We start from the raw sequence: 8,298 nt of genomic DNA on the forward strand, positions 1-8,298 counted from the left end.
TGCTCTGCTTCACTCCACGCAACACCGAGTGTCCGATTACCGGACACTCGGTGTTGCGTATGTTGAAGCAGAGCAAAGGCCGTGAGGCAGGGCGGGGCGGGGTGGACGCCGCACGAACCGCACGTGGGCGAGCGCCCCACGAAACGCACGATCGTCGGGCAGCAGGGCGTCAGAGGGGGCGGGTGTAGCGGAGCTGGGGCGCGGGGGCGGTGCCCATGTGTTCCTCGCGTTCCGCTCCCGTCGGGGTCCAGCCGCCGCGCTCGTAGAAGGCGCGGGCGTGGGCGTTGTCGCGGAGCACCCAGAGCACCGCCCGCTGCCAGCCCCGCGCCCGCATGGCGTCCAAAGCGTCCACCATCAACGCGCGGCCGGTGCCCCGCCCCTGCTCGGCCGGGTCCAGGTGGATCGCGTTGAGCAGTCCGGTCGCCGGGTCGTCCTCGTCGTCCGGGCCCACGTAGCTGAAGCCGACCAGCACGCCGACGCGTTCCGCCACGGTCAGCCGGTGGTTGTCGCGCTCCCAGGCCCACCGCTCGGTCCAGTACCGTCCCATCGCCTCCCCGGTCGGCTCGGCCAGCGCCTCCGCCGGCAGGAACGACGAGTAAGCGGCCACCCGGGAGCGTTGGTGCAGGGCGCCGATCCCCATCAGGTCGTCGCCGGTCGCGGGGCGGAGCGTGACGGTCATCCGGCCGAGGCTACCCGGCGCGGCGGGACCTGCACGGTGGTCAGATCCTCGGCGATGACCAGGTCGCCGTCGAAATGCCCGCGGGCCTCGTCGAAGAACCGGCGGGGGTCGGGGTAACGCTGCGAGAAGTGCGTGAGCACCAGCGTGCGTACCCCCGATTCGGTCGCCACCCGCGCGGCCTGCGCCGCGGTCAGGTGGCCGACCTCGGCGGCGAGTGCGGCCTCCGACTCCAGGAAGGTCGACTCGATGACCAGCAGGTCGGCGTGCTCGGCCAGGGCGTACACCCCGTCGCACAGGCCGGTGTCCATCACGAAGGCGAACCGCTGCCCCGGCCGGGGCACGCTCACCTCGTCGCGGGTGACGCGACGACCGTCGAGGTCCAGGTGCCCGTCGCGGATCAGCTCGCCGACGGCCGGACCGGCGATGCCGTACGCGGCCAGCTTCTCCGGCAGCATCCGGCAGCCGTCCGGCTCGACCAGCCGATAGCCGTACGTCTCGATCGGGTGCCGCAGCCGGCGGGCCTCCAGCGTGCCGCAGCTCAGGGCGATCCGTTGACCGTCGGTCTCGATCGGGGTGACCGCCAGCTCGGCGGTCTCGTAGAAGGAGGTGGCGTGCCGCAGTCGGGCGAAGTACTCGGCGCCGCCCGCCGGGAAGTGCACGGCGACCGGATGCGACACCCGGTCCAGCGAGAGTCGCTGGATGGTGCCGGGCAGGCCGAGGCAGTGGTCGCCGTGGAAGTGCGTGACGCAGATCCGGGTCAGGTCGGTCGCGGTGACCGTGGTGTGCAGGAGCTGCCGCTGGCTGCCCTCGCCCGGGTCGAAGAGGATCACCTCGTCGTCCCAGCGCAGCACGTACCCGTTGTGGTTGCGCTGCCGGGTGGGGGCCTGGCTGGCCGTCCCGAGAATCACCAGCTCGCGCATCGACACGCTGATCTCCCACAGATATGGAGCGACCCCCGGGGCGCTCCGCGCTGTCGCGCGGGCCGGCTGGACTTGGCCGGCACCCCGGGGGTCGGGTGGCTGTCGTGGATTCGCCGCACCGCTGCCACACGGTCTCGACGGTCGTACTGGTTGCCCGCCTCGCGGCGGACGGATCACTGTCGAGGACAGCGGCTAGCTGACAGCCACCTCACGAGTCCGATTGCTATACAAGTCTGGACCACCTCCTTTCACGTGTACGGCCACGTTATCGAGTTCTCGCCGGGCGCGGCAACGGATTTCGATCACAGGGCCAGACGGGAATGCCCGGCCACCTCGTCGGCGGCCGGGCATCGCGCTCAAGCAGGTGGGTCAGCCAGCGGTACGCGCCACGCCGACCGGGCAGCTCAGCCCGTTCGGGCCGTGGTTGCAGTACCCGTTCGGGTTCTTGGTCGGGGCGAGGTACTGCTGGTGGTAGTCCTCGGCGAAGTAGTAGCTGCCGAGCGGGGCGATCTCGGTGGTGATCTCACCCTTGCCGGCCCGGCTCACGATCGGCTGGAAGGCGTCCCGGGACGACTCCGCGATGGCCCGCTGCTCGTCATTGGTCGTGTAGATCGCCGACCGGTACTGGGTGCCCACGTCGTTGCCCTGGCGCATGCCCTGGGTCGGGTCGTGGTTCTCCCAGAAGACCTTCAGCAGGTCCTCATACGTGATCTTGCTGGGGTCGTACACCACCTGGACGACCTCGGCGTGCCCGGTCCGGCCGGAGCACGTCTCCTCGTACGTCGGGTTCTTGGTGATGCCGCCCGCGTAGCCGGCGGAGGTGGTGTAGACGCCGGGCAGCGTCCAGAACAGCCGCTCGGCACCCCAGAAACAGCCCATGCCGAAGACGGCGACCTGGAGACCCTCCGGGAACGGGCCCTTCAGCGGGGTGCCCAGCACCTCGTGGCGGTCGGCGACCGGCATGGCGATCGGCCGGCCCGGCAGGGCCTGCTCGGGCGAAATCGTCTCGGCGTTCATACGGCGCAGGAACACGGTGGGACTCCTCTCGTACCTCTCCCAGCGTGTAACACCGGTGGGTCTTTCTTCCTTACCCGTGCCACTGTGACTCAGGCCCCGCCACCCAGGCCGGCGGCGATCCGGTCGGCGTAGGTCTGTGCGTCGGTGTCGTCGGCGTACCGGGTGCGCGGCCAGAAGAAACCCCGCAGCCCATCGCCCTTGGTACGCGGCACCACGTGGGTGTGCAGGTGCGGGACGGACTGGGACACCTTGTTGTTCACCGCCACGAACGTCCCACCTGCCCCCAGAGCGGCCTCCACCGCCACCGCCAGCCGCTGGACCAGCGCGAAGTAGCCGGGCAGCAGGTCGGCCGGAAGCTCGGCCAGGGTCACCAGGTGCGCCCGGGGCACCACCAGCACGTGCCCCTTGAACACCGGACGGGTGTCCAGGAACGCCACCCCGTCCGCCTCGTCCGCGACCCGGAACGCCGGCACGTCACCCGACACGATCCCGCAGAACACGCACCCGCTCATCGCCCCAGGCTATGTCGCCGGCTGACCGGCCCGCCGCCCTCTGGCCGGCACGTGGGGGCCGGGCCGGACAGGCCCGTCCCCACCCGGAGCGCGGGTTCCGTTCCAGCCCGCCGGACGGGGGCACTAGCCTCACCAGAATGAGTCACGGCTTCGAGACGCTCGCCATTCACGCCGGTCAGGACCCTGAGGCCCGCACCGGCGCGGTGATCCCGCCGATCTACCAGACCAGCACGTACGCCCAGGACGCCGTCAACGCGCCCCGGCTCGGCTACGAGTACAGCCGCTCCGGCAACCCGACCCGGGACGCCCTGCAGGAGTGCCTGGCCGCGCTGGAGGGCGGGCCGGTGGGCCTCGCCTTCGCCAGCGGCCTGGCCGCGGAGGACACCCTGCTGCGGGCCGTCTGCCAGCCGGGCGACCACGTGATCATCCCGGACGACGCGTACGGCGGCACCTACCGGCTCTTCGCCCGGGTGGCCCAGCGCTGGGGCCTGGAGTTCACCCCCGCCAAGGTCTCCGACGCGGCCGCGGTCCGGGCCGCCGTGCAGCCCGGTCGGACGAAGATCGTCTGGGTGGAGACGCCGACGAACCCGCTGCTCGGCATCGCCGACATCGCCGCCCTGGCCGCCGTGGCGCACGACGCGGGCGCGCTGCTGGTTGTCGACAACACCTTCGCCTCGCCGTACCTCCAGCAGCCGATCGCCTTCGGCGCGGACGTGGTGGTGCACTCCACCACCAAGTACATCGGTGGGCACTCCGACGTGGTCGGTGGCGCGCTCGTCGTCGCCGACGCCGGGCTCGGCGAGGAGTTGCGCTACCACCAGAACGCGATGGGCGCGATCAACGGCCCGTTCGACGCCTGGCTCACCCTGCGCGGCATCAAGACCCTCGGGGTACGCATGGACCGGCACTGCGACAACGCCGAGCGGCTCGCCGCGTACCTGGACGGGCACGCCCAGGTGGCCGAGGTGATCTACCCCGGGCTGCCCTCGCACCCTGGTCACGAGGTGGCCGCGAAGCAGATGCGTCGGTTCGGCGGCATGATCTCGTTCCGCGCCTCCGGCGGTGAGGACCACGCCGTGGAGATCTGCAACCGCACGAAGCTCTTCGTGCTCGCCGAGTCGCTCGGCGGCGTGGAATCCCTGATCGAGCACCCGGGCCGGATGACACACGCAAGTGCTGCCGGCTCGCCGCTTGAAGTTCCCGGCGATCTCGTGCGACTGTCTGTCGGCATCGAGACGGTCGACGACCTGCTCGCCGATCTGGAGCAGGCGCTGGGCTGACCGCTGGGGAGGATGGCCGTGCAGGACATCATGTCGACCTGGGTCGGGGCGACCGCCAAGCAGATCGCCCGGGGCGTACGCAGGGGTGACGTCTCGGCCACCCAGGTCGTCGCCGACCACCTGGAGTACATCGCCTCGGCCGACCGCGAGCTGGCGGCTTTCCGCGCCGTTCGCGGCGGCGAGGCGATCACCGAGGCCGAGAAGGTCGACGAGCAGGAGGACCTGGCCAACCTCCCCCTGGCCGGGGTGCCGGTGGCGGTCAAGGAGAACACCCCGGTCGCCGGCCTGCCCACCTGGAACGGGTCGGCAGCCGTGCGGACCGACGTCGCGGAGGCCGACCACGAGGTGGTGCGTCGGCTGCGCGGCGCGGGCGCGGTGATCCTCGGAGTCACCCGGATGCCGGAGCTGGGGCTGTGGGCACTCACCGACGACGACAGCGCGGTGACCCGCAACCCGTGGGACAACACGCGTACCCCCGGTGGCTCTTCGGGCGGCGCCGCCGCCGCGGTCGCCGCCGGTCTGGTGCCGATCGCGCACGGCAACGACGGGCTCGGCTCGATCCGGATCCCGGCGGCCTGCTGCGGCCTGGTCGGTCTCAAGCCCGGCCGGGGCGTGGTGCCCTGCCAGCTCGGCGCGGACGACTGGTTCGGTCTCACCGAGCACGGCATGTTGACCAGCACTGTCGCGGACGCCGCGGTCGGCTTCTCGGTGCTCGCCGGCCGGCGAGCGGAGAAGCTGGTCCCGCCGCAGCGGCTGCGGGTGGGCGTCTCACTGCGCTCCCCGGTGCGCGGCGTCGCAGCGGACGCGCCCAACCGGGACGCGGTCGCCGCCGCCGGTCGGCTTCTCGCCGCCGCCGGGCACGACACGGTGCCGGCCGATCCGGTCTACCCCACGGCCCTGGGCCTGCAGGGCATCGCCACCTGGTTCGCCGCCGCCGCCACCGACGTCCGGGCTTCCGGGTTGGACCGGCGTGGCCTGCAACGGCGTACCCGGCGGCACGTCGCGCTGGGCGAGTGGGCGCAGCGTCGCGGCTACGTGCGGGAGGCTGACCGGGCCGCCTGGCGGCAGCGGTCGGTCGACTTCTTCACCGACCACTCGGTCGACCTGCTGCTCACCCCCGCGCTGGCCAGCGCGCCGCCGGAGGCCGGGCGCTGGTCCGAGCGGTCCTGGCGGGCGAACATGTCGGCCAACATCCGGTACGCCCCGTACGCCGCACCGTGGAACATCGCCGGCCTGCCGGCGATCGTGGTGCCGGTGGGCCGCCGGCCCGACGGCCTGCCGGTCGCCGTGCAGATCGTCGGCCCGCCCGGCTCGGAACTGCTGCTGCTCGGCGTGGCCGGTCAGTTCGAGATGGCCGCCCCGTGGTCGCGTCACGCCCCCGGTTATCCCCTCGTCGGAACGGGGTCGCCGGCCGCCGCATGATCGTCTACCGTGTGCGCGCAACGTCGCGCGGACCCGGGGGACACCAATGCGCTGCCAGACCTGCGGGGACCCCACGTCCCCCGAGCACAACGACTGCCAGCGCTGCTACACGCCGCTGGGCCAGCCCGCCGTCACGCCGGGTCTGCCGACCTACCGCGTACGCGGGATCGGCCTGGCGGCGAACATCGCCGTCGGCGCGACCGCCCTGCTCTACCTGGTGGTGGCGCTGTCTCCGCTGATCGGGATGGCGATGGCCCGGCAGGCCAGGGCCAACGACGACGTGGACCTGCTGCTCGGCGCGGCGATCGTCGGAGGGCTGCTGTCGCTGCCCATGGTGGTGGCGCACCTCACCGCTGCCGTACTGGTGATCATCTGGACGTGGCGGGCGCGGAAGAACACCGACGCCTTCCCCGGCGCCCTGCCGACGCTGGGGGCCGGCTGGGCGATCGCCGGCTGGCTGGTGCCCTTCGCGAACTTCGTGGTGCCGGCCCGGGTGGTGGCGGGCGTGGCGCGGGACAGCCTCTGGCGGCGGTTCACGCCGACCCTCGTGGTCGTCTGGTGGTGCGCCTGGCTGGTGTTCAGCGTCGGCGACCGGGTGCGCAGCCGCGTGGACGAGCAGGCGTACAACCGGCTGCCGGAGACCCCGTTCACCGACGCCGGCTACCAGGCGTACGTCGACTACTACCGGGACTCCCTGCTCCGCAACACGCTGCCCGCGCTGGGCTGCGCAATCGCCGCGGTGACGCTGATCCTGCTGATCCACCGGATCTCCGCCGCGCAGGAGGCCCGGATCGCCCGCGCCGCCCCGGTGTGGCCGACCGCCCCGGTGTGGCCGGGGGCGCCGGTGTGGCCGGCTGCGCCGGTGTGGCCCGCGTCCCCTCCGCCCTCGGCCGGTCCCGCTCCGACGATGGCGACCCCGGCGGCCCCTGCCCCGCCAGAGGCTCCTGCCGCGGCCCCGGCGGCTCCTGCCGCGGCCCCGGCGGCTCCTGCCGCGGCCCCCGCGGGCCCTGCCGCACCGGAGGCCGCGCCGACATCGTGATCCACTCGGGATCGCTGATGTGGCGGTGTCCGGGCGCGGTTGATACCGCGACATCGGGGATGTCGAGTGGATCAACCCGGTGTCGCCGCAGGGGACGCCGGGGCCGGGTGGCACGATCGGGGGCATGACGGAACTGGTCGGCCTCGACGACGTACGGGCTGCGCGGAAACTGCTCGCCGACGTCGTCCGGACCACCCCGCTGGAGCCCTGCCGGCCACTGAGCGCGGCACTGGGCGGACCGACCTGGCTCAAGTGCGAGAACGTGCAGCGCGCCGGCTCGTACAAGGTGCGCGGCGCGTACGTGCGGATCTCCCGGCTGTCGGCGGCCGAGCGCGAACGCGGCGTGGTCGCGGCGAGCGCCGGTAACCACGCCCAGGGAGTGGCTCTCGCCGCCGGGCTGGTCGGCACGCACGCGACGGTCTTCATGCCGGTCAACGCGCCGCTGCCGAAGGTCGCCGCCACCAAGGGGTACGGCGCGCAGGTCGAGCTGGCCGGCAACACGGTCGACGAGTCGCTGGTGGCGGCGCAGACGTACGCCGAGCGCACCGGCGCGGTGCTCATCCACCCGTTCGACCACCGGGACGTGATCGCCGGGCAGGGCACGGTGGCGTTGGAGATCCTCGAACAGTGCCCGGACGTGCGGACGATCATCACCGGGGTGGGCGGCGGCGGCCTGATCTCGGGCATGGCGGTGGCCGCCAAGGCACTGCGGCCCGACGTCCGCATCATCGGCGTGCAGGCGGCCGGCGCGGCGGCCTTCCCGCCCTCGCTGGTGGCCGGGGAACCGGTCCGGCTGCCCGCCTTCGCCACCATCGCGGACGGCATCGCGGTCGGGCGACCGGGGGAGATCACGTTCAACCATGTCCGCAAGCTCGTCGACGAGATCGTCACGGTGACCGAGGAGGACATCTCCCGGGCCCTGCTGATGCTGTTGGAGCGGGGCAAGCAGGTCGTCGAGCCGGCCGGGGCGGTTGGCGTGGCCGCGCTCCTGGCCGGCGTGGTGGAGGTGGAGACGCCCGTGGTCGCGGTGCTCTCCGGCGGCAACATCGACCCCCTGCTGATGATGCGGGTGATCGAGCACGGGCTGGCCGCCGCGGGTCGCTATTTGCGGGTGACCGTGCGCTGCTCGGACCGGCCGGGGCAACTCGCGTCGCTGCTCAGCCAGATCGCCGAGCACCGGGCCAACGTGGTGGACGTGGAACACCAGCGGGCCAATCCGCACCTGGGCCTCGGGGAGGTGGAGGTGGCGCTGTCGGTGGAGACCCGTGGTGTGGAGCACTCCGACACGCTGATCAGCGCCTTGCGGGCCAGTGGTTACCAGGTGGTCTTCGCCGCCGGAGCCGGTTCACCGGCTGTGGGCCGAGGCGAAGGCCCGCGACGTCCGGCTGGCCGTGCCCCGCCCCGGCGAGCGGGTGGTCGTCGACGACCC

7 protein-coding genes and 1 pseudogene are annotated in these 8,298 nt (G+C 72.7%); 4 read left to right on the forward strand and 4 right to left on the reverse strand.

What is annotated here, in order from left to right:
* Nucleotides 1-169: 169 nt before the first annotated feature.
* From AB0J68_RS21380 to AB0J68_RS21395, 4 genes are all read right to left on the reverse strand, one after another.
* Nucleotides 170-679 (reverse strand): GNAT family N-acetyltransferase, encoded by a 510-nt coding sequence (locus tag AB0J68_RS21380; RefSeq protein ID WP_363940141.1) that lies wholly within the window; start codon nucleotides 677-679, stop codon nucleotides 170-172.
* On the reverse strand, nucleotides 676-1,605 hold the full coding sequence (locus tag AB0J68_RS21385; RefSeq protein ID WP_363940143.1) for a ribonuclease Z: 930 nt from the start codon (nucleotides 1,603-1,605) through the stop codon (nucleotides 676-678). The genes AB0J68_RS21380 and AB0J68_RS21385 overlap by 4 nt, the downstream gene beginning before the upstream one ends.
* Before the next feature lie 363 nt (nucleotides 1,606-1,968).
* Nucleotides 1,969-2,631: a peptide-methionine (S)-S-oxide reductase MsrA gene (gene msrA, locus AB0J68_RS21390; RefSeq protein WP_363940145.1), complete on the reverse strand. Its 663-nt coding sequence runs from the start codon at nucleotides 2,629-2,631 to the stop codon at nucleotides 1,969-1,971.
* A 74-nt stretch (nucleotides 2,632-2,705) separates the two neighbouring features.
* Nucleotides 2,706-3,128 (reverse strand): HIT family protein, encoded by a 423-nt coding sequence (locus tag AB0J68_RS21395; RefSeq protein WP_354854190.1) that lies wholly within the window; start codon nucleotides 3,126-3,128, stop codon nucleotides 2,706-2,708.
* Nucleotides 3,129-3,265: 137 nt separating this feature from the next.
* Between AB0J68_RS21395 and AB0J68_RS21400 the strand changes: the two genes are divergently transcribed.
* From AB0J68_RS21400 to ilvA, 4 genes and pseudogenes are all read left to right on the forward strand, one after another.
* Complete coding sequence (locus tag AB0J68_RS21400; RefSeq protein ID WP_363940147.1) at nucleotides 3,266-4,408, forward strand: cystathionine gamma-synthase; 1,143 nt, start codon at nucleotides 3,266-3,268, stop codon at nucleotides 4,406-4,408.
* 12 nt (nucleotides 4,409-4,420) lie between these two features.
* Nucleotides 4,421-5,830, forward strand: a complete 1,410-nt coding sequence (locus AB0J68_RS21405) for an amidase (RefSeq protein WP_363940149.1) — start codon at nucleotides 4,421-4,423, stop codon at nucleotides 5,828-5,830.
* Nucleotides 5,831-5,876: 46 nt separating this feature from the next.
* Nucleotides 5,877-6,869, forward strand: a complete 993-nt coding sequence (locus AB0J68_RS21410) for a DUF4328 domain-containing protein (protein ID WP_363940150.1) — start codon at nucleotides 5,877-5,879, stop codon at nucleotides 6,867-6,869.
* Between the two features lie 124 nt (nucleotides 6,870-6,993).
* A pseudogene (gene ilvA / locus AB0J68_RS21415) lies at nucleotides 6,994-8,211 on the forward strand (threonine ammonia-lyase); the annotation flags it as partial.
* Nucleotides 8,212-8,298 lie beyond the last annotated feature (87 nt).

The organism is Micromonospora sp. NPDC049580 (genome assembly GCF_040675595.1).
GTDB lineage: Bacteria > Actinomycetota > Actinomycetes > Mycobacteriales > Micromonosporaceae > Micromonospora.

Bases quoted from the DNA above. Each gene is read 5' to 3' on its own strand.
- AB0J68_RS21380 (WP_363940141.1), bottom strand. From the start codon at position 679: ATGACCGTCACGCTCCGCCCCGCGACCGGCGACGACCTGATGGGGATC.
- AB0J68_RS21395 (WP_354854190.1), bottom strand. From the start codon at position 3,128: ATGAGCGGGTGCGTGTTCTGCGGGATCGTGTCGGGTGACGTGCCGGCG.
- AB0J68_RS21400 (WP_363940147.1), top strand. From the start codon at position 3,266: ATGAGTCACGGCTTCGAGACGCTCGCCATTCACGCCGGTCAGGACCCT.
- AB0J68_RS21405 (WP_363940149.1), top strand. From the start codon at position 4,421: ATGGCCGTGCAGGACATCATGTCGACCTGGGTCGGGGCGACCGCCAAG.
- AB0J68_RS21410 (WP_363940150.1), top strand. From the start codon at position 5,877: ATGCGCTGCCAGACCTGCGGGGACCCCACGTCCCCCGAGCACAACGAC.